This is a genomic window from Microvirga lotononidis (assembly GCF_034627025.1).
GTDB classification, from domain to species: domain Bacteria; phylum Pseudomonadota; class Alphaproteobacteria; order Rhizobiales; family Beijerinckiaceae; genus Microvirga; species Microvirga lotononidis.
In genome coordinates, this window is record NZ_CP141050.1 from 152,507 (window position 1) to 171,836 (window position 19,330).

A 19,330-nucleotide genomic window follows, 5' to 3' on the forward strand; every position below is an offset into this window, starting at 1 on the left:
AGGGCTTGCTCTGCGGCGGTCGCGTTCTAATGTACTCCACTGCAACGCCCTTGCACTATCTGCCGGGGCATTGTCCTGCCCAATTGCTCCACTCCCGTTTGCGGAACCCTGGTGTCGATATCCTCGATCCGACTGCATCGCCTGCTGCTGGTGGCCTCGTTGCTCGTTCCGGCCCTCGTGTTCATCGCCGCCGCGGCCTGGAACCGGTCAGAGGTGCTGCGCGAAAATGACGAGGCGATCTCCCGCACGGCTGCGATCCTGCACGAGCATGCCCACAAGGTGTTCGATACCGTCGATCTGCTGATCGGGCGGGTCGAGGACCGCACGGACAAAATGTCGTAGGAGGAGATCGCAGCCCCGGAGACCAGCGCCTTCCTCCAGCGGCTCAAGGCTCCCCTGGAGCAGGCGGTCTCGATCTGGATCACGGATGCCACCGGACATGTGCGGGCTGGAAGCCAGCCCTGGGACACCAATGTCACCATCGGTGAGCGCGAGTGGTTCCTGGCACAGCGCGGGCAGGATGCCGGCACCTACATCAGCGCTCCCTTCCAGGGCAAGGCCACCCGTGCAGCCTCCTTTGCGGTCAGCCGCCGACGCTCAACTCCGGAAGGGCACTTCGACGGCATCATCCATGTGGCGCTCAGTCCCGAGTACTTCAGGCGCTTCTTCCTCGAGGCAGCGCCGCCCGGACCGAGCGTTGCCGGCCTAATCCGAGACGATGGTGTCATCCTGGCCCGATCCCCTGCGCCGGCCCCCTACAGCCGTCTGGGATCCGACAACATCCTCATGCGCAGCATCGCAGACGAGCCGGATGGGGGCGTCCTCTTCGGCGTTTCCTCGACTGACCAGCGCGAGCGCTACTATGCCTACCGGCACGTGGGCTCCTACCCGGTCTATGTCGCGTTCGGTATCGATGCTGATGTCGCTTTAGGACGATGGTACCGCAACCTTGAACTTTACGGGGCCGTAGCTCTCTTGTCCGCCTTGACGCTGTTTCTGGTCTCTTGGCTCGCCCTGCGGCGGGCTGAGGCCGAGCAGAAGGCGCTGGTGCAGCTACAGCATGAAAGCGAGCAGCGCCTTGCGGCCGAGCAGCGCCTTCTCCAGGCGCAGAAGATGGAGAGCATCGGTCAGCTCACCGGCGGTATCGCCCACGACTTCAACAACCTGCTGGCGGTGATCGTTGGTAACCTCGAACTGCTGCGCAAGCGCATCAAGGATGATGATCGTGCCAGGCGGCTGCTGGAAGGCGCGTTCCAGGGTGCCCAGCGCGGGGCAGCCCTGACTCAGCGGCTTCTCGCCTTCTCGCGTCGTCAGGACCTCACGCCACAAGCCGTTGATGTACCGGAGCTCGTGTCCAGCATGATGGACCTGTTGGCCCGGGCCCTTGGCCCGAGCATCCAGATCGTCACCCGGTGTCCCGTGGACTTGCCGCCGGTCCGGGTCGATCCGAACCAGCTCGAGATGGCGCTGCTGAACCTGGCGGTGAACGCCCGTGACGCCATGCCGACCAGCGGCACGATCACCATCTCGGCGCATCAGGAAGATATGGCTGAGGGCAACGGGCATGGTCTGAGCCCGGGCGCATACGTCTGCGTGTCCGTGAGCGATACCGGCATGGGCATGGATGACGCCACTCTGGCCCGTGCTGTCGAGCCCTTCTTCACGACCAAGGGAGTCGGCAAGGGCACAGGTCTGGGTCTGTCGATGATCCACGGCTTGGCGGTTCAGTCGGGCGGCACCTTGAAGCTGAGGAGCGAGTTAGGGAAGGGCACAACTGCCGAGATCTGGCTGCCCCAAGGCCAAGCCGTGGTGGTGGCGCCGGTCAGCAACAAGACAGACCGTCCCGAGCATCGCAGGTGCACTGTCCTGCTGGTGGAGGATGATCCCCTGGTGATGACCGGGACCGCCGCCATGCTGGAGGATCTCGACCACAGGGTGGTGGAGGCCTCGTCGGGCGAGCAGGCTCTTCGCATCCTGCGGGAGGATGCATCGATTGACTTGGTGGTCACCGACCATGCGATGCCAGGCATGACGGGACTAGAATTGGCCGAGAGGATTCGTACGGAATGGCCGGCCCTGCCGATCCTGCTCGCCAGCGGCCATGCCGAGTTGCCCGAGCGGCGCGGACTTGCCGTTCCACGGCTGACGAAGCCATTCCGGCAGGATGAGCTGGAGCATGCCATCGCAACAGTCGTCACGCCCGCCTGTGAGCCCATCAACGTGGTGCCTTTGCGCAGGTCTTGAGCTGCCACATCTGGGGTAAGTCGAGGATACCGCAATTCCGTGGCCGGCCATTGTTGGCTGGGCCGGACGATTCAGCAGGAAACCATTGCAGGATGTCCGGCAAGACATCTCCTGGGGAATCCGAACGTCATTACCGATGGCATGAACAAGTTTTAATATAGTTACGTTCTCAGGCCGTCCCTGATCAGAGACGGCATTCTTCCATCGTCTCATGGATCCAAACAGCCGTGTGGCACAGACACGACGGCTGCACGCGCTCCTTGCTATCGGGGCAAGGGACTGTGTACTCCAGGGTATGGAGCCATCTTTGAACCGAGCCCGCACCACGATCCTGGCCGACATCGACCGAACGGATTCGCCCCCCGGCACGGGCGAGATGGCCGGGCGCATCCGGACCCATGACTGGGCGGCAACGCCGCTCGGGCCGCTGGAGACGTGGCCGCAGAGCCTGAGGAGCGCCGTCGACCTGATCCTCCCGAACGGCCTCCCCATGATCGTCCTCTGGGGACCGGAGCTCATCCAGATCTACAACGAGGGCTATGCCCGGATCATGGGCCTCAAGCATCCGGCCGGGCTGGGCCAGCCCACCCGCGACTGCTGGCCCGAGGTGTGGCATATCAACGAGCCGATCTACGAGCGCGTCCGGGCTGGCGAGACCGTCACCTTCGACGATGCCCTCTATCCGCTGAGCCGCAGCGGTGTTCTGGAGGATGTCTGGTTCACCTTGTCCTACAGCCCGCTGCGGGATGACAGCGGCGTCATCGCCGGCGTGCTCGTCACCCTGTTCGAGACCACGGCCCGGCATGTGGCCCAGCGCCAGCGCGATGAGGCGGCAGGAGCGCTGCAAATGAGCGAGGAGCGGCTGCGGCGGGTGCTGGAGACCGATGCCGTGGGCGTGCTGTTGTTCAACCACGAGGGAACGCTTATCGACGCCAACGAGGTCTTTTTGAGAAAGACCGGCTGGGCGCGCGAGGACATCGAGAGCGGCCATCTCGACTGGCGCCGCATGACCCCGGCCGAGTGGGTCGCCGTCAGCGAGGCGCAAATGGACGTGCTGCGGCAGACGGGCCATCTCGGCCCGTACGAGAAGGAATACCTGTACAAGGATGGTCGCCGCTCCTGGATGCTCTTTGCCGGGCGGGATCTGGGCGACGGCACCATCGTCGAGTTCGCCGTCGACATCAGCGCCCGCAAGGAAGCCGAGCAGGCCGAGCAGCGGCTTGCCGCGATCATCGAGTCGTCGGACGACGCCATCATCAGCAAGGACCTCGACGGCGTGATCACGAGCTGGAACCGGGGCGCGGAACGGCTGTTCGGCTATCAGGCCGAAGAGGTGATCGGCAGGCCGATCACGATCCTAATCCCCGAGGACCGGCAGGACGAGGAGCCGAAGATCCTTGAGCGCCTGCGCCGAGGGGAGCACGTCGATCACTTCGAGACGGTTCGCCAGCGCAAGGATGGCAGTCCGGTCGAGATCTCGCTGACGATCTCCCCCATCCGGAACCAGCAGGGCCGGATCATTGGTGCCTCGAAGATTGCTCGCGACATCGCTGAGCGCAAGCGGCTGGAGGAGCAACTCCTGCTGGTCAACCGCGAGCTCCATCACCGGGTCAAGAACACGCTGGCGACGGTTCAGGCGGTGGTCGCCTCGACGGCGCGGCGCGCTCAGACCATTGCCGAGTTCCAGCAGGCCGTGACGGAGCGGATCACCTCGCTGGCGAAAACCCACACGCTGCTGATCGAGAAGGAGCATGGCGGGGCCTCGATCCAGGACATCCTGAACGCGGAGCTGGCGCCATACGACGACGGCACCGGCGGGCGGGTCAGGCTCACAGGGCCCGACGTCCGGCTGCCCACCGAGATGGCGGTGGCATTCGGGATGGCCGTACATGAGCTGACCACCAATGCGGCCAAGTACGGCGGGTTGTCCCTGCCCAGCGGCCGCATTGAGGTGACCTGGAGCCTTGAGGCGCAGGCTGGCAGACGCAGGCTCAATTTGGCTTGGCAGGAGCAGGGCGGACCTACTGTCGAAGAACCAAAGCGGCAAGGCTTTGGCTCGGTGCTGTTGCACCGCGCCCTCGGGCGTCAGTTGGGGGGTGAGGTCGAGACGACCTTTGCTCCGGATGGTCTTCAAGTCCGGATCAGCGCAGGGCTTCCAGCGCTGTAATCCAAGTCGGAGCAGGGCGGCTCAATAAAACAGTCTCAGGAGCTGGCCCGATGGGAACGTCAGGATCTGGCACCTCTCGGAAGTTGATCCAAGGTCTGCTCTCGCCAGGAACATCGGGTGTGAGGTCCGACGACATCGTTTCAATTTTCTGATCGTCAGATGAGCCTCTGAGATGCGATGCTGACCCTGTTGCTGCTGTGGGCCTGTGGGCAGCGCAGGAGCGCTGTCCATCAGATCCACAGCCGAAGGGCGGGGAACAGCCATGGATCTGACGAAGGCGCGTCTTGCCTGGGTCGAGCTCTACGCCAAGACCGGGGATGCTGGGCTTGTGTGCCGCCGCTGCGGCATCTCCCGGCCCACCCTGCGCAAGTGGTGGCGCCGCTATCAGGCGGATGGCGAGGCCGGCTTGGTGGAGCACAGCCGCCGTCCGCACCGTCTGGCCGCCCAGAAGGTCTTCGCCGATCAGGAGACGCTCATCCTGGCTCTGCGCCGGGAGCGGCGTCTCGGGGTCAAGCAACTGCGCAACGAGCTAATCCGGCAGCACGATCTGACGCTGTCGCTCGACACCATCCATCGGACCCTCATCCGCCATGGCGTGCAGGTGCTGAAGCGGCCGCGCCGGTGGCGCAAGGGAACACGCCGCTACAGCCGCCCGATTCCCGGGGATCGCGTTCAGATGGATGTCTGCAAGATCAGGCCTGGCGTCTATCAGTACACCGCGATCCACGATTGCAGCCGCTACAAGCTGCTCGCCGTCTACGGCCGCGCCACGGGCGCCAACACCCTCGACTTTCTGGAGCGGCTGATTGAGGAGATGCCGTTCCCGATCCAGCGCCTCCAAACCGATCGCGGGCGCGAGTTCTTCGCCGAAGCGGTTCAGCAGCGGTTGATGGATTGGGCGATCAAGTTTCGGCCGATCCCGCCCCGGTCGCCCCATCTGAACGGCAAGGTCGAGCGGACCCACCGCGCGGATCGGGAGGAATTCTGGGACACGGTTGATCCGAAGGATCCGGAGATTGAGGCGAAGTTGTCTGAGTGGCAGCACCACTGGAATTGGCATCGGCCGCACACCGCTCTGGGCGGGCAGTCTCCGATCGACCGTGTCTGTGAACTCCTCGACAAGACGCCGCTCGGCGAAGCTGTCGAGGCGGCCTACGACGGCAGCCGCGAGCGCATCAGGATTGCCGATTACCGGCTAGATACCGCCCTGGCTCAGCTGAAATGATGTCCCCAGACCCTACACATCGGGCGTTCCTGGAGGTCGAGAGATCGGCAGAGGATGACACATTCCGGAATATTCGCCTGCTCCATTCCCTATGGCGCATTGCGAAACTCGCAGCCGCTTTGCGCGCCTATCCATACAGACTCTCCCTCGGATCACGCCGCGTAGCACCAACACTCCCAAAGCTTGAGAATGCTGATACACTAGGGCTGCTTGGCTTGGGGGCTCCACGAGGGAGAACGCCATGGCAAACGACCACGGAAGTCTCGAGCCATCAACCTGGGATCCTGCACTGGACGCTGTGATCGCCGCTCCGGACCACCACAAGGTCTTGTTCGAGAACGACCGTGTCCGTGTTCTTGAGGTCACCCTCGAACCGAACGACGAGGAACCCGTCCATCACCATCGCTGGCCCTCCGTGTTCGTGTTCGACGCGATAAAGCCGCCTGTACACGATTTCGCGCCGGACGGCACGCAACTGCCGCCGAACCGTGATGTGATCCAGGCCATTCAGTCCTGGGACGGTCAGGGGTGCCTTGTCGTCCACATGGCCCCACAGCCGGCGGGTCGTGTGCTCAACGGCTCCGACCAGACCCTCCACGGCATCCGCATCGAGATGAAGGTCTGAAGACCTACTCCCTCGGCTATCCTGAGGGCACGGCAAGCGCCAGCCGTTCAACACTGGGGATTATGCGAATTTCGCTGCCCGCTTTTGCGATGCATGCGCGCGAGGTTGCTGCTGATCGATAAACCGCGCAGTCTGAGTGGGAGAAACGGAGCAGAGCCTATGGACACGCCTTTGCAGAACTTGGCCGGCTGCCGCGTTCTCCTCGTCGAAGATGAGTATCTCATCGCCGACGAGCTTGGGAAGCACCTGAGCGCCCACGGAGCCATCCTGCTCGGAGCCGTGCCGACCCTCGAGAAGGCACTCGCGCTGGTGGAGGCTTCAGAGCGGATCGACGGCGCCGTGATCGACATCAATCTGCGCGGCCAAGCGGCTTACCCCGTGGCCGACGCCCTGGAGGGGCGCGGTGTGCCGTTCGTGTTCGCGACGGGCTATTCTGCCGCCATGCTCCCAGACCGCTACCGGCACGTGCCGCGGTGGGAAAAGCCCTATCAATTCGAAGCGCTCGTGCAGTCCCTTCCGGCTCTCATCCATCGATCCTGAGCCGCTTGCCGAAATGCACCTTTGCGACATCGCTGGGCACGAAAACGCCCCAGCCAGAGGGTGTCCTATACCTCTGGCCAGGGCATCTGTGGCTGGTAGGGACCTCGCCACAGTCCGGAGGCTAAACGGTTCCGGCTGCTCGACAACGGAGCAAACGGGTCAAGCAGATATTCCTAAAGGCTTAGCTCGGAAACAGCATGGGCCCGTTCTATGACTGGCTGCTTGAGGGGCCTTGAGCCTTGTTCGGCTTTTTCGCCGTGTCGAGTTCGGGATGGTTGCGGACCAGCTTCTCCCGATCCACGGCCAGGTTGTCCCAGGTTCGAGCCATCTCCAGAAGCTGAGTGCGCTGCTCGCCCTCAGGCACCTGCTTGGCAAGCACCCGGCATTCGTCAGCGTGCTTTCTGTACTCTGCTGCGGTTTTCATGTCTCAACCCGTCTTATGAAGCGGAGCCTTTTATGACGCGCGCGGGCGGGACGACAACAGCCTCTTAGTCTGAATTCAGCATTCCTTACTGCGCGTTATGCGAGATTAAGCCGCCTGCTTGGTTTGGATTTGGCGGCGAGCTTTCAACTGGAAGAGCATGGCTTGAACATGAGCCTTGACCCGTGCGGCCTGCGCCTCCGCAATCAAGGTTTCGGCGACAACCAGGCGATCAGATGGCCTTCGGTCAGTCATCCGGTTTGCCCGCCACCTGCTGGTCATCTTTTTTCCTTGACGACAAAGCATATTTTCACCTATCCGGCACAACGTCTTATGTTTTACCTTAGCCTTTACTCCGTACAAGTTAGATATGATGGAACATGAGAGTGAAAGAAGCGGGGATGTACGTAGGGATTTCCCGAGCTGACATATGGGATCGGATTGGATACTGAGGCGGCATCGGCACCGTTACTTTTGCCCCTACGGGCCGAACCTTCAAAGCGCCCCCTTGGGAAGAGAGGGCGCTTTCTTTTTGCCAACACGGGATGTTCAGGACGAGGGCCTCACAGGTCGCGACTGTCTCGCCTCTGATTGCGCCCATCTGGATCTTTGATTCTCTGTCTGAGGCATTGAACCCTCCGGATCATTGTCCCGTAGGATCAATCTACTCCACGGATTGATCGGAGACCTAATCTGCGTCACAGAAAGGCTTCAACTCCTCCTGAGGGAGGTTCTCGTCCCATTCGGTCAACTGAACCTTAGATCGCCGCTGTCAGGAAAGGACCTATGCACTACGAGCCAAGGCAGGAGAGAGAGCAAAAGATTGCTGCACTGGATGCCGAACTCGCCCGCCACGCGAGAAAGGATCGCATGACCATATCCATTCTGGTGGTCGTAATTGCCGTGATGCTCGCCCTGCTCCTGGCGCATCTCTTGGGGCTTGCGGAGCTGATGGTTCTCCGGTGAGACTTCATTCCGCAAACGACCTTACCCAAAATCCTTGAAGTAAGCCACTGGCGGGTACTGCACGTAGCGGCCTGCACACTCGGAAGATCTCAAAATGGCACATGCCGGTCGTTTGTTCCGTGGCTGCTTAAGCCTCAAGTCCGGGCGTTGCATTCGTGATGCTTGGTGAACTCTAAGGTGGCTCGTCGGGGAGCCGCCTTAGAGTTCAGATTTCAATCTGCTCCGCAATCAGAAGGGCATCGCCGACGTCGATCCCAAGATACCGAACAGTGCTCTCGATCTTGGTGTGGCCGAGCAGAAGTTGGACGGCTCGGAGATTGCCGGTTCTCCGATAGATCATCGACGCTTTGGTACGCCGCAAGGAATGGGTACCGTAGGCGAGGGGATCCAGCCCAATCGCGCGAAGCCAGGATGCCAGCAGGCGGGCGTACTGGCGCGTCGTCATTGCCTTTCGCCGATTGACCCTGCTCGGGAACAGCGGCTCCCCCTTGTGCAGATCCTTCTTCTCCAGCCAGCGGCCCACAGCCTCCCGGGTTTGCTCTGTGATCTCGAACTGAACAGGCCGGCCCGTCTTCCGCTGCATGACCGTAGCTCGGGAGCGCACCCGCCCATTAAGGGCCACATCGTCGACGCGGAGCGCGACGAGGTCACAAGCTCGCAGCTTGCTGTCGAGGGCGAGATTGAACAGAGCCAAATCCCGGATGCGATGCGCCACTTGGAGCCTGACCCGAATGGACCAGATCTCTTCGCCTTAAGAGGCGGTTTGGGACCGATCAGCTTGCCCCGGTTCCAAGGTGCGGTGGTTCGGCAGGGATGGTTAGCGATCATGTCTTGCATTGCAGTGCTCCCGAAGTGAAGCCCCCGCAATGAACCTTGGCCGTTTATGCCGACAGGAAACCCAGGCTGAGCATTCCGTTCAAAGCCTTCGTCAGCTCACCAAGGTAACCCGGACGTTCGTTACTTGGCGTCGATCTCCTCCTCGTGACCCTGAGCAGTCCTTCCTGCTTCCTGCGGCGCAGGTTCCTCCTGCCTGTCTCCAGGGTATTACCAGGTAGGCATCGCGGGCTACGTCATTGGACTTTGCCGCGAGCTGGGCCGAGTACTGATGCCTAGGGAGTGGCTCTTAGGCATCACGCGGGAGGGCGGTGTACACCCGCACGATGAACTGGTGGAACTCGGCCATGTAGTTCCTCAGGAACTCGGCGGTGGACTCGTTGTTGACCTCGCCCTCATCGGTGATCAGGCCGGGCGTGAACCGGATGTAGACCTCCGGTGCGTTCATCTGCGGTGAGTTGCAGAAGCCGAGCACGCTGCGCAGGTGCTGCTGCCCCACTGCGGTGCCGATGGCGCCCGGCGAGGTGCCGATCACGGCCGAGGGCTTGCGCGTGAACGAGTTCTTCCCGTACGGCCGACTGGCCCAGTCAAGGGCGTTCTTGAGCGCGCCGGCGATCGACCGGTTGTATTCCGGCGTCACGAACAACACTGCATCCGCCGCAGCGATGGCGTCCTTGGACTCTTTCGCAACCTGAGGGTAGGCGGCGGCGTAGTCGGAGCTGTAGAGCGGCAAGTCCCTGATCGGGATCTCGGTGAATGTGAGGTGCTAAGTGGTGCATCCGGTATGTTCAGGGGGTATAATCGCGGCTTGCTGGCCTGCGGGCGGGAGGTGACCCATGACACCGATCTGCTTACGGGATTTGACCGTTGAGGAGTGTGCACGGGTCCAGACGTTGGCTCACGCGCGCACCGCTCCGGCTCAGATGGTGCAACGGGCTCAAATCATCTGGCGCGCGCGTCACGGCGAGAGCCCATCCGCCATTGCCTCTCGCCTGGGCCTGGATGTCGAGACGGTGCGCAAGCGCATCCACCGCTTCAATGCAGAAGGAGTGGAGGCCCTGAAGGATCGGCATCGCTCCGGACGCCCGCCCACCTATCCGCCTGAGCAAGCCGCCACCGTGATCGCCACGGCGCTGATCAAGCCAGAGACGCTCGGGCTGCCGTTTGCCGCCTGGACGCTCGACCGACTGGCCGCCTACCTGCACGAGGTCAAAGGCATTGCGATGCAGCGCAGCCGCATCGACGAGATCCTGCTCCAGGAGGGCTTGCGCTGGCACAAGCATGAGACCTGGTTCGGCGAGCGGGTCGATCCGGCCTTCGCCACAAAAAGGGGGCGATCGAAACGCTCTACACCGCACCGCCTGCAGGCAGTTGGGTAGTCTGTCTCGACGAAATGGGACCGGTGAGCGCGAAGAGCGACGCGGGTCGTGCGCTGGTGCAAACAAAGACGCGACCAGCCGAGCGCGCGAAGCGGGAGATCGACTACGGCCGGCGCGCCAAGGGCTACATCTTCGGGGCCTTCTGTCCCGCGACCGGCGCAGTGTTCACGCATCCCTATCCCGGACGGGGTGGCGCGCACTGGGTCGACTTCCTGGAGCACGTTGAGGCCTGGATCCCGCGCACGACCCAGCGGATCTATGCGATCATGGATAATCTGAGTTCGCATCGCACGACCGACGTGTTGCTGTTTCTGCTCGCCCATCCGCGCTGGGAGATGGTGTTCCAGCCCAAGTACGCGGCTTATCTCAACCTGATCGAGCCCTGGTGGAAGATCCTGCGCTCGCTCGCGTTAGCAGGCCGGCGCTTCGAGAGCTGGGACGAGATCATCGATGCGATCGACCGCGCCACGATCTATTGGAATGCGCATCGCCATCCCTTTGTCTGGGGCAAGCGCCGCCGACACCGACCGCGTCGCTCCCCAGGTATTGCTCTCCTGCCGAGGGCGGCATGACTTCCCGGATGCACCACTTAGGGGGGGTCAAGCGGATCAACGCCTAGGCGAGCGTGCGGTTGATCGATTCCTTGGCGAGGCTGCCGATGAGGTAGCCGACCTTGAACGTGGTCATGGCGCTCTCCTTCGCATGGGGTGGCGACCTGCGGAGGCCATCCCTTGGATGCAGGACATCGCGTGCTCCCGGCCGATCGTTCCACCCGGCACGTCCCGTCGCATCCTTCGATGGGATCCATCGTCATGGGTCACCTCATCGATGGCCGGAGGGAGCCCGCGTCGCAGAGCCTTCGCCTCCGGGTGCTTCGGCCACCCTGAGCCTCACGCGGAAGAAGTCGAAGACCACGCGGATCGTTGCCAGCATCGGCACGGCAAGGAGGATGCCCGTGATCCCGGCCAGGGAGCCGCCCGCCAGGACGCCGAGGAAAACGAGCACCGACGGCACCTTGATCGTCTGCGCCTGGATGCGGGGCGTCAGGACATTGCCCTCCAACTGCTGAATGGCCAAGAAGAGAATGCCCGTCAGGACCGCTGCGGTCGGCGAGATGGAGAAGGCCACCAGCAGCGCCGGGATCGCCCCGATCCAGGCGCCAAGGTAGGGAATGACGGCCGTGATCGACACCCACGCGCCGAGCGCCAGGGAATAGGGCACCCCGATCAGGAATAGCGCCGCCGCGGACAGCCCGCCCTGGATGGCCAGCACCAGCGCGAGGCCGCCGAGATAGCGCGAGAGGGCATGGCCGAGCGCATCCCAGAACTCCAGCGCATCATGGCGATAATGACTCGGCACGCTGGTGAGATACGCCGCCTTGAACGAGCGCACGTTGGCGAGCAGCGACGCGGCGATGAAGATCACCGCAAACAGCGTCAGCGCCCAACTGAACGTGCCGAAGAGAATGCCGAGCGTGTGGCCGAGGACGTTGTTCGCGAGCACGCCGAGGCTGTCCTTGATGTCCGTGATCAGGCGCCCCGCGACCGCCTCCGGCGTGTCGGGCAGCAGGTCACGGGCATGCAGCGCCCTGAGCGCCCGCACCAGGTACTGCTCCAGGTTCTGCACCAGGTCGGGTAGGGCGGTGACGAGGGCCCCGGCCTGGGACACGATCAGCGGCAGCAGGATGTAGGCCAGCAGCAGGAGCACGGCCAACAGGATCATGAACGAGAACAGGATGGCCAAGCCACGCGGGACGACCTGCGCGAACAGGTGGACCGGGAACGACAGCACCAGCGCCACCGCGAATCCGGCAAGGGCCACCGCGGGCACGATGGGTACCGCCCACAGGATCAGCAGCAGCAGGGCCGTCAATCCGAACAGGATGAGGCGCCACGTGGTGGTGGAGATCCGAATCGGGGTCGGCTTGCGGGGCCGGTGTCTCCGCACGGCCCGGTGCGGGTGCAGGCGGATGGGTTCAGGAGGCGGGTTTTCGAATTCCATCTCGGCCTCGCCGACGGGTACGTCCCGCCAGCGTGGTCCGAAACTGCGGTTTCATTGCGCCAGCGGATGATCCCTCTCCGGCCGCTTCCGGTAGACGCGTCAGGATGGCTTCTTGAGCAACGGCTGGCCCGACTTGTCCTTGACCTCGCTTTGCCAGGTGGCGCGGACAAGGTCCTTCACCTGGTCAGGCAGGGGGACGTAATCAAGCTCGACCGCCATCGGATCGCCTTTGCTGAAGGCCCAGTCAAAGAACCTCAGCACCTCGAGCACCTGCTCCGGCTTCTCCGGGGTCCGGTGGACCCGGATGAAGGTCGGCGACGTGATCGGCCAGGCCTCGTCGCCGGGCTGGTTGGTCAGCGAGATGCCGAAGCCGGAGGCCGGCTTCCAGTCGGCTCCGGCCGCCGCGGCCTGGAACGTCTGTGCGCTGGGCACGATGAACTTGCCGTTCCGGTTCTGAAGCTGGGCGACCGGGATCCGGGTCTGCTTGGCGTAGGCGTATTCCACGTAGCCGATGGAGTTCGGCACCTGCTTGACCAGCGCGGCGACGCCCTCGTTGCCCTTGCCGCCCTGGCCGATCGGCCATCGCACCGAAGCGCCGGCACCGGGGCCGCCCTTCCACGCCTCGGACACCTGCGACAGGTAGGTGGTGAACACGTCGGTCGTGCCGGAGCCATCGGCGCGATAGACCGGGGTGATCGCCGCGTCGGGCAGCGTCGTCCCTTGGTTGACCTGGACGAGCGCTGCATCGTTCCACCGCGTGATCCTGGCATTGAAGATGTCGGCGAGGATCTCGCCCGTCAGCTTCAGTTGCCTCTCCGGAACGCCCTCGATGTTATAGACCGGAACGATCCCGCCGATGACGGCGATGGCGCCGTAAAAGACCGGCGGGTTGATGATGAAGCGCTTGAACATGCCGCTCCCTTGGAAGAATCCGTCGCCAGTCGCGACGACCCAGCCCCCGGCCGACGCTCAGTTCCTCGTGACCCTCCAGACCGTGTTCGACAGGTCGTCGGCGACGATCAGGGCGCCGCGCGGATCCACCGTCACCCCGACCGGCCGCCCCCGCGTGTTGCCGTCGTCGACCAGGAAACCGGATACGAAGTCGACCGGGTCGCCGGCGGGCTTCCCGTCGCGGAATGGCACGAAGATCACCTTGTAGCCGACCGGAACGCTGCGGTTCCAACTGCCGTGCATGCCCACGAACACCCCGTTGGCGAACTCCGCCCCCATGACCGGGTTCGAGAACGCCACGCCGAGCGCCGCCACGTGCGACCCCAGGCTGTAATCCGGGCGGATCGCTGCGGCCACCATCTCCGGATCCTGCGGCTGCGCGCGCGGATCGACGTTCTGGCCCCAATAGCTGTAGGGCCAGCCGTAGAAGGCACCCTCACGCACGGAGGTTAGGTAGTCCGGTACGAGGTTGGGGCCGATCTCGTCCCGTTCGTTGACGACGGCCCAGAGCTGGCCCGTTCCTGGCTGGATGGTGAGGGCCGTGGGGTTGCGGAGGCCGGCGGCGTAGGGTCTGTGCATTCCCGTCTGGACGTCGATCTGCCAGATCATCGCCCGGTCCTCCTCGGCGTCCATCCCGCGCTCGGTGATGTTGCTGTTGGAGCCGATGCCGACGTAGAGGAAGCGCCCGTCGGCGCTGGCGGTCATCGCCTTGGTCCAGTGGTGGTTGATCACCGCGGGCAGGTCCGTGACCTTCGTCGGCGGACCGCTCGCCTGGGTCTGCCCGTCACGGTAATCGAAGCGCACCACCGCATCCTGGTTGGCGACGTAGATCGCGCCGTTGACCAGTGCGAGGCCGTAAGGCGCGTTGAGATTGTCGGCGAAGACGCCCTGCATCTCGTAGGTGCCGTCGCCATTGGCGTCGCGCAACAGCGTCAGGCGATCACCGCCCTTCACGGAACTCTTGCCGAGGCTCTTGATGAAGCCCGCGATCACGTCCTTCGGGCGCAGCGTCGGCGCGTAGCCCCCCGATCCCTCGGCCACCAGGATGTCGCTGTTGGGGAGGACCAGGGTCTGGCGCGGGATCTTGAGGTCGGTGGCGATGGCTTGGATCTTGTAGCCCTGCGGCACCTTCGGGAGATCGTTGCCCCAGTTGGCCGGCCTCGGAATCTTCATGGAGGGCAACAGCCCGCGCTGCGGTTCGGGCAGGTTCGGGTTGGGGCCGTATTGCACCGGACCGGGTTCGTCGTTGCAGGCAGCGAGGGCGATGCCCAAGGCACCGATCAGGAGGAATGGGCGGATCATGGCAGCTCTCCGGTTCGGAACCCGGAATAGCCGATCCAGGCCGCGACGAGGGCCAGGAGCGTCGTGACCGCCGACAGGTAGAGTCCCTCCGGCATGGTCGCCCAGGCATCCTTCGCGTGGACAAAGGCGTTGGCGAGGCCGAGCACCCACATGACGAGCAGCACGAGGAAGTAGGCGACCAGCCGCCCCTTGCGAGCTGTTCCCCGGCGGAAGAGATTGACCAGCGCCCAAAGCAGGGCGAAGCCGCCGCCGACCAGCCCGCCCGCGATGAGCCAGGACGAGAAGTTCGCCCACTGCACGTGGAGGCTCGATCGGTAGGCGAGATCGCTCGCCAGCGCGCCGAGGAACAGGGGAAGCGGAAAGGCCAGCAGGATCGCGTGAAGGGGGTGGAGCGACCTCAGGGAACCTGGGCTGGATACGGCAACCACATCGCCTCCTCTCGTTCCTGGATCCGGTGCGCGACCCGCGTCCGGCGCGGGCGTCGCTGGGTCAATGCAGCAGGGGAAAGTCGGTTCGAACACAGGCCGGGCCGCCCGATGACGTTCATGTGACCCGTTGCCCTGCGCCGAAGCCAAGCAGATGGAACTTCCGGCCCCCGGGCTTGTTCCGAGCACAGCCACGTCAGTCCGTTGGCATGACCGTTCCCGCCCAGGGAGGACCAGATGAGCAAGCCCGACGAAGCCGGACAGCGTCCCGACACCCCTCATTACGAGAGCGCCACCGGCGGCTGGGGATCGCTCAAGGGCGTCGCCCGCGTCCTGGCCGACCAGAGGCCGACCTTCGGCGCCTTCCGCACGCTGATGCGCCAGAACAAGCCGGGCGGGCACATGTGCACCTCCTGCGCCTGGACCAAGCCGGCGCAGCCGCACCTCTTCGAGTTCTGCGAGAATGGTGCCAAGGCAACCATCTGGGATCTCACACGTGACCGCTGCACCCCCGACGTCCTCGCCGCGCACAGCGTGACCGAGCTGCGCAGCCTGTCGGACCACGAGCTGGAGGAGATGGGGCGGCTCACCCATCCCATGCGCTACGACGCCGCCTCAGACCGCTACGTCGAGACGACCTGGGACGAGGCCTTCGCCGGAATCGGGGCCAAGCTCAGGCAGCTCGACCCGAAGTCGACCGTCTTCTACATGTCCGGCAAGGCCAGTCTCGAGACCGCCTACCTCTATGCGCTCTTCGCGCGGCTCTATGGGCACAACAACCTGCCCGACAGCTCCAACATGTGCCACGAGACCACGAGCGTGGGGCTCGAGAAGGTGATCGGGGTCGGGGTGGGCACCTGCATCCTGTCGGACTTCGATCATTGCGACCTGATCCTCTTCTTCGGGCAGAACACCGGGACCAACTCGCCCCGCTTCCTCCACACGCTCAAGGCTGCCAAGGAGCGGGGCTGCAAAGTCGTCACCTTCAACCCGATCCGCGAGAGAGGCCTCGTCGAGTTCGCGGATCCGCAGGATCCGGCCCAGATGACGGTGACGCCCGCCACTCCGATCTCGGACATCTACCTCCAGGTCCGCCCGGGGGGCGACATCGCGGTGCTGGCGGGGCTGTGCAAGCGCGTGCTCGAACTCGACGCCGAGAGGGGAGGGAGCATCCTCGACCGGGCCTTCATCGCGAAGCACACCACGGGCCTTGACGAACTCGAGGCGCGGCTGCGCGGGGTATTCTGGGAGGAAATCGAGAAGGAGTCCGGCCTGCGCCGCGAGGAACTTCACGAGGTGGCGGAGATCTATGCCACCTCGAAGAACGTCATCGGCATCTACGGGATGGGCCTGACCCAGCATGTCAGGGGTTGGCTCAATCTCGCCATGCTCGTGAACCTGCTCCTGCTGCGCGGCAACATTGGACGGGAGGGCGCCGGCATCTCGCCCGTGCGAGGGCATTCCAACGTGCAGGGACAGCGCACCGTAGGGATTACCGAGAAGCCCAAGAACGTGCCGATGGACAAGCTCAGGGAGCTCTTCGGCTTCGAGCCTCCGCAGGAAGAGGGGCGATCCACGGTGGACCTGGTCGAGGGGCTGCTCGACGGCTCGGTGCGGGGGTTCATCTCTCTCGGCGGCAATCTCGCCCGTGCCATCCCAGACCGGGTCCGTGCCGAGCGGGCATGGCAAGGTCTCGACCTCAACGTGCAGATCGCGACCAAGCTCAACCGATCGCATCTCCTGCCCGGCCGGGCCACCTGGCTGCTGCCCTGCCTCGTGCGGGCCGAGGAGGATAGGCAGGCGATGGGGCCGCAGGTGGTGACGATGGAGGACATGCTGAGCATGATCCACGGCTCGCTGGGCAAGCGAGAGCCCGCCTCGCCGCATCTGAAGTCGGAGGTCGCCATCGTGGCCGGGATCGCCATGGCGACGCTGCCCCCCAACCCGAAGGTGAAGTGGGATGAGTGGACGGGCAACTACGGGCTGATCCGAAACCTGATAGAAGCCACCTATCCCGACAAGTTCAGGAACTTCAACGGGCGCCTCTTCACGCCGGGTGGGTTCTACAAGGGCAACGAGGCACGCAACCGCGAGTGGAAGACCGAGAGCGGGAAGGCCCAGTTCACCGCGCCCGAGGTGATGACCTCCCTGGGCAAGCCGCCCAAGGGTGAGGAGATCACGCTGATCACGCTGCGCTCGAACGACCAGTTCAACACCACGATCTACGGCTTTTCCGACCGGCTGCGGGGACTTTCGGGGCCGCGCGACATCGTCCTCATCAACCCCGAGGAGATGCAGCGCAGGGGCCTCGCTGAGGGGCAGGTGGTGACGCTCGAATGCGCGGTGGAGGACGGCACCGAGCGGGTGGTGCGGGGGCTGAGGATCGTGCCCTACGACCTGCCGGATGCCTGCGTCGCGGCCTACTACCCCGAGGCCAATCCCCTGATCCCCGTGGGCTATCACGACGAGCTGTCCAAGACGCCGGCCTACAAGGGCGTGCCCGTCCGCATCCGCCCCGACGGGGCAGGCGCATGACGGCGGCGCTGGCGGGGACCTATTGCGGTCCGGCACCTCTCCCAGGTGACATCTGGCAGCGCTGGAACCTTGACCCGGCGCTGCTCCTGGCGCTGGGTCTGCTGGCCCTCGCGGTGGGGCGCACTAGGGCCGGGACACTTGCCGTGGCGGTGCTTGTGGTGGCCTTCGTCTCGCCGCTCTGCGCGCTCTCGGCGGCGCTGTTCTCGGCGCGGGTGGTGCACCATGTCCTCCTCGTGGCGGTGGCCGCACCGCTCCTCGCGCTCGCCTGGCCGGGGCGCAAGCCGGGATCTCCAGCGGTGCCGCTTCTTATCGCGACTGTGGTGCTCTGGGCCTGGCACTGGCCCCCGGCCTACGACCTGGCGCTGTCGAACATGGCAGCCTACTGGATCATGCAGGCGACGCTCCTTGGCGCGGCCTTCGCCTTCTGGCGAGCTGTCCTCCACCCCGGGCAGGCACCGGGCGCGGGCCTCCTCGGGATCCTGGGCGGCTACATGCAGATGGCGCTCCTCGGGGCGCTCCTCACCTTCGCGCCGCAGGCCCTCTACGCGATCCACATGGTGGCCCCGTTGGACTGGGGCCTCACGCCGCTCGGCGACCAGCAGTTGGGCGGGCTCATCATGTGGGTTCTCGCCGGCATTCCCTTCGTCGCCTGGGGCGCCTTCGTCGCGCGCCGGGGATGGCAGGCGATAGAGCAGGGACTCGCATGATCCCGTGGCTCGACGGCGCGATCCCGTACCTGAAGGCGCTCCATATCGCGGCCCTGCTGCTCTGGTGCGCGGGCCTGTTCGCGCTGCCCCTGATGCTGGCTCGCCATGACCCGGCGATCGGGCAGGCGGACTACTCCCGGATCAGGCTGGCATCCCATTACGGCTATACCCTGGTCGTCACCCCTGCCGCGCTGATCGCCATCGCCGCGGGAACCCTCCTGATCTTCGTACGCGAGGTCTTCGCCGTTTGGATGTTCGCGAAGCTCGTCTTCGTGGCGCTGCTCATCGGTTTCCACGCCTGGGTCGGCCATACGATCGTCACCGTGGCCGAGACCGAGGGAGAGCACCAGACGCCGGGGCCTTTGGTGCCGTTGCTCCTCCTGCTGGTTCCGGTCCTGGCGATCCTGGTCCTGGTCCTGGCCAAGCCGAAGCTGGAGGAGGTTCCGCTGCCGGATTGGCTCATGACGCCGAGGGGCGGTCAGCTCCCGTTCGACGTGCCCAGGTGATAGTCGAAGACGAGCTTGCCGCCATGCCACCCCGTTGCGCCCACCATGACGACGCAGAAGCCCGACAGCAGGATGCCGTAGGGCAGCACCGCCGTCTCGTAGCCGTTAAGCCGATAGCCCCAGTTCGCGCCCAGGACCGACAGGAGCGCGACCGCGATCGCGGCGTGGGTCCAAGCGGAGGCGCGCGCGCGGATGCCGGGAACCAGCAGCAGCTCCATCGTCCCCGAGGCGGCCGCGGCGAGGCCGATGAGGAAGGCCATCCCCGCCGCCCACACGCCGGCCCGCGCCCAGAACACGTCACCGGTCCACCAGTAGAACGCGTCCGCGCCGAAGTTGCAGAAGGTCAGCGCGATGGGGAAGGCCACGGTCATGGCATGGATCGGGTGGCCCGCGACCGCGATCCTCGACCCGGTCTCCTCGAAGCCGGGACGCTGGGCAACGGGATCGACGAGGGTCTCGTCCCTGGTCTGGATCTGGGTCTCCGCCACCGATTTCTCCTGCG

General features: G+C 64.6%; 17 protein-coding genes and 3 pseudogenes. 11 read left to right on the forward strand and 9 right to left on the reverse strand.

Features of this window, described 5'->3' with window-relative positions:
* The first annotated feature begins 111 nt into the window (after positions 1–111).
* The 6 genes from U0023_RS30305 (at position 112) to U0023_RS30330 (ending at position 6,801) form a co-directional block, all read left to right on the forward strand.
* Positions 112–342 (forward strand): hypothetical protein, encoded by a 231-nt coding sequence (locus U0023_RS30305; protein ID WP_009762808.1) that lies wholly within the window; start codon positions 112–114, stop codon positions 340–342.
* Positions 343–441: 99 nt separating this feature from the next.
* The gene (locus U0023_RS30310) at positions 442–2,244 is read left to right on the forward strand and encodes a hybrid sensor histidine kinase/response regulator (protein WP_009762809.1); all 1,803 of its coding nucleotides are present in this window, start codon (positions 442–444) and stop codon (positions 2,242–2,244) included.
* 307 nt (positions 2,245–2,551) lie between these two features.
* On the forward strand, positions 2,552–4,411 hold the full coding sequence (locus U0023_RS30315) for a PAS domain S-box protein (protein ID WP_009762810.1): 1,860 nt from the start codon (positions 2,552–2,554) through the stop codon (positions 4,409–4,411).
* Positions 4,412–4,673: 262 nt separating this feature from the next.
* A complete protein-coding gene (locus tag U0023_RS30320) occupies positions 4,674–5,636 on the forward strand; it encodes an IS481 family transposase (RefSeq protein WP_009762811.1) in 963 nt (320 codons plus the stop codon).
* 241 nt (positions 5,637–5,877) lie between these two features.
* Positions 5,878–6,261, forward strand: coding sequence for a hypothetical protein (locus U0023_RS30325; protein WP_009762812.1), 384 nt, complete (start codon positions 5,878–5,880; stop codon positions 6,259–6,261).
* Between the two features lie 159 nt (positions 6,262–6,420).
* Complete coding sequence (locus U0023_RS30330) at positions 6,421–6,801, forward strand: response regulator (protein ID WP_009762813.1); 381 nt, start codon at positions 6,421–6,423, stop codon at positions 6,799–6,801.
* Positions 6,802–7,009: 208 nt separating this feature from the next.
* Here U0023_RS30330 and U0023_RS30335 read toward each other — a convergent pair whose 3' ends face one another.
* The 3 genes and pseudogenes from U0023_RS30335 to U0023_RS30345 all read right to left on the reverse strand — a co-directional run.
* A complete protein-coding gene (locus U0023_RS30335; RefSeq protein ID WP_009762814.1) occupies positions 7,010–7,225 on the reverse strand; it encodes a hypothetical protein in 216 nt (71 codons plus the stop codon).
* Between the two features lie 1,168 nt (positions 7,226–8,393).
* Positions 8,394–9,016: pseudogene (locus U0023_RS30340) on the reverse strand (tyrosine-type recombinase/integrase).
* Positions 9,017–9,311: 295 nt separating this feature from the next.
* Positions 9,312–9,785, reverse strand: a pseudogene (locus tag U0023_RS30345) (NADPH-dependent FMN reductase); the annotation flags it as partial.
* Positions 9,786–9,858: 73 nt separating this feature from the next.
* On the opposite strand from U0023_RS30345, the gene U0023_RS30350 reads away from it, so the two are divergent.
* Positions 9,859–10,401: a helix-turn-helix domain-containing protein gene (locus U0023_RS30350; protein ID WP_009762819.1), complete on the forward strand. Its 543-nt coding sequence runs from the start codon at positions 9,859–9,861 to the stop codon at positions 10,399–10,401.
* Positions 10,402–10,415: 14 nt separating this feature from the next.
* Positions 10,416–10,973, forward strand: a complete 558-nt coding sequence (locus U0023_RS30355; RefSeq protein WP_009762820.1) for a transposase — start codon at positions 10,416–10,418, stop codon at positions 10,971–10,973.
* 46 nt (positions 10,974–11,019) lie between these two features.
* Here the strand turns inward: U0023_RS30355 and U0023_RS30360 are convergent.
* The 5 genes and pseudogenes from U0023_RS30360 to U0023_RS30380 form a co-directional block, all read right to left on the reverse strand.
* A pseudogene (locus U0023_RS30360) lies at positions 11,020–11,088 on the reverse strand (ACP phosphodiesterase); the annotation flags it as partial.
* A gap of 135 nt (positions 11,089–11,223) precedes the next feature.
* Positions 11,224–12,402 (reverse strand): AI-2E family transporter, encoded by a 1,179-nt coding sequence (locus U0023_RS30365; protein WP_009762821.1) that lies wholly within the window; start codon positions 12,400–12,402, stop codon positions 11,224–11,226.
* A gap of 99 nt (positions 12,403–12,501) precedes the next feature.
* On the reverse strand, positions 12,502–13,314 hold the full coding sequence (pstS, locus tag U0023_RS30370) for a phosphate ABC transporter substrate-binding protein PstS (protein WP_009762822.1): 813 nt from the start codon (positions 13,312–13,314) through the stop codon (positions 12,502–12,504).
* A 57-nt stretch (positions 13,315–13,371) separates the two neighbouring features.
* The gene (locus tag U0023_RS30375; RefSeq protein WP_009762823.1) at positions 13,372–14,655 is read right to left on the reverse strand and encodes a PQQ-dependent sugar dehydrogenase; all 1,284 of its coding nucleotides are present in this window, start codon (positions 14,653–14,655) and stop codon (positions 13,372–13,374) included.
* Positions 14,652–15,083, reverse strand: coding sequence for a DUF2231 domain-containing protein (locus U0023_RS30380; RefSeq protein WP_009762824.1), 432 nt, complete (start codon positions 15,081–15,083; stop codon positions 14,652–14,654). Before U0023_RS30380 ends, U0023_RS30375 begins: the two co-directional genes overlap by 4 nt.
* A 234-nt stretch (positions 15,084–15,317) precedes the next feature.
* Here U0023_RS30380 and U0023_RS30385 point away from each other — a divergent pair, with 234 nt between their 5' ends.
* From U0023_RS30385 to U0023_RS30395, 3 genes are read left to right on the forward strand one after another with little or no spacing between them, the layout of a single operon-like run.
* Positions 15,318–17,615, forward strand: a complete 2,298-nt coding sequence (locus U0023_RS30385) for an FdhF/YdeP family oxidoreductase (protein ID WP_009762825.1) — start codon at positions 15,318–15,320, stop codon at positions 17,613–17,615.
* Positions 17,612–18,322, forward strand: a complete 711-nt coding sequence (locus tag U0023_RS30390; protein WP_009762826.1) for a cytochrome c oxidase assembly protein — start codon at positions 17,612–17,614, stop codon at positions 18,320–18,322. Before U0023_RS30385 ends, U0023_RS30390 begins: the two co-directional genes overlap by 4 nt.
* Positions 18,319–18,828, forward strand: a complete 510-nt coding sequence (locus tag U0023_RS30395; protein ID WP_009762827.1) for a CopD family protein — start codon at positions 18,319–18,321, stop codon at positions 18,826–18,828. The genes U0023_RS30390 and U0023_RS30395 overlap by 4 nt, the downstream gene beginning before the upstream one ends.
* On the opposite strand, the gene U0023_RS30400 is transcribed toward U0023_RS30395, so the two are convergent.
* On the reverse strand, positions 18,801–19,316 hold the full coding sequence (locus U0023_RS30400; RefSeq protein WP_009762828.1) for a DUF2231 domain-containing protein: 516 nt from the start codon (positions 19,314–19,316) through the stop codon (positions 18,801–18,803). The two genes, U0023_RS30395 and U0023_RS30400, sit on opposite strands and share 28 nt — an antisense overlap.
* Between the last annotated feature and the right edge of the window lie 14 nt (positions 19,317–19,330).

Excerpts from the sequence above, each read along its gene's own strand:
- U0023_RS30320 (WP_009762811.1), top strand. The coding sequence starts at position 4,674 with ATGGATCTGACGAAGGCGCGTCTTGCCTGGGTCGAGCTCTACGCCAAG.
- U0023_RS30325 (WP_009762812.1), top strand. The coding sequence starts at position 5,878 with ATGGCAAACGACCACGGAAGTCTCGAGCCATCAACCTGGGATCCTGCA.
- U0023_RS30330 (WP_009762813.1), top strand. The coding sequence starts at position 6,421 with ATGGACACGCCTTTGCAGAACTTGGCCGGCTGCCGCGTTCTCCTCGTC.
- U0023_RS30335 (WP_009762814.1), bottom strand. The coding sequence starts at position 7,225 with ATGAAAACCGCAGCAGAGTACAGAAAGCACGCTGACGAATGCCGGGTG.
- U0023_RS30350 (WP_009762819.1), top strand. The coding sequence starts at position 9,859 with ATGACACCGATCTGCTTACGGGATTTGACCGTTGAGGAGTGTGCACGG.
- U0023_RS30355 (WP_009762820.1), top strand. The coding sequence starts at position 10,416 with ATGGGACCGGTGAGCGCGAAGAGCGACGCGGGTCGTGCGCTGGTGCAA.
- U0023_RS30365 (WP_009762821.1), bottom strand. The coding sequence starts at position 12,402 with ATGGAATTCGAAAACCCGCCTCCTGAACCCATCCGCCTGCACCCGCAC.
- pstS (WP_009762822.1), bottom strand. The coding sequence starts at position 13,314 with ATGTTCAAGCGCTTCATCATCAACCCGCCGGTCTTTTACGGCGCCATC.
- U0023_RS30375 (WP_009762823.1), bottom strand. The coding sequence starts at position 14,655 with ATGATCCGCCCATTCCTCCTGATCGGTGCCTTGGGCATCGCCCTCGCT.
- U0023_RS30385 (WP_009762825.1), top strand. The coding sequence starts at position 15,318 with ATGAGCAAGCCCGACGAAGCCGGACAGCGTCCCGACACCCCTCATTAC.
- U0023_RS30390 (WP_009762826.1), top strand. The coding sequence starts at position 17,612 with ATGACGGCGGCGCTGGCGGGGACCTATTGCGGTCCGGCACCTCTCCCA.
- U0023_RS30395 (WP_009762827.1), top strand. The coding sequence starts at position 18,319 with ATGATCCCGTGGCTCGACGGCGCGATCCCGTACCTGAAGGCGCTCCAT.